The 539-nt window shown below is 38.6% G+C and carries 1 protein-coding gene; it reads right to left on the bottom strand.

Going from position 1 to position 539, the window contains the following annotated elements; all coding sequences use genetic code 11:
* Nucleotides 1-13 precede the first annotated feature (13 nt).
* Complete coding sequence (locus HC175_RS17085) at nucleotides 14-463, bottom strand: ferritin-like domain-containing protein (RefSeq protein WP_168026566.1); 450 nt, start codon at nucleotides 461-463, stop codon at nucleotides 14-16.
* Nucleotides 464-539: the final 76 nt, after the last annotated feature.

Consider the following 539-nt stretch of genomic DNA (forward strand, 5'->3'; position numbering starts at 1 on the left):
TGATCAGCTGATTTTAATCAAATGCTTCTTCAAGACCTTTAACCTCATTTAAGGTGCGCTCAATAGCATTACGCTGCTTGATAAGAAGATTAGCTGTTGAAGGTGGCAGCTCGGCATTGTTGATTACATCATTATAATCCTCCACCGCAGCTTTTTCTCCTCTTACAGCTTCTTCCAGAACAGCCTCTTCCTTATCTGAAGTAAAGGCCGACCTAAGATCCATCCACGCCCGGTGCGCATCTCCAGTAAAGCTGGAACCTTTATCGGGAATCTCACCCAGATTTTTAATTTCTGTTTTCAACTCATGGCCAAAATCATAGCGTTGCTTTGCCTTCTGTTCAAAAAATGTCTTTAACCTTGGGTTCTTTACATCTTCTGCGGCATTTTTGAAACCTTTCTCCGAGTCGTAATTTTTCTCAAGCAGTTCATTTAGTTTTTCTGCCATTTCTTTTGTCTTACTCATAACATATGTTTTTTCGTTAGCAATTTTTTCTTTTTCAGATTAAATATAAAAGGGAAACACTGATATAACCTCATGT

Source organism: Salinimicrobium oceani (assembly GCF_012037645.1).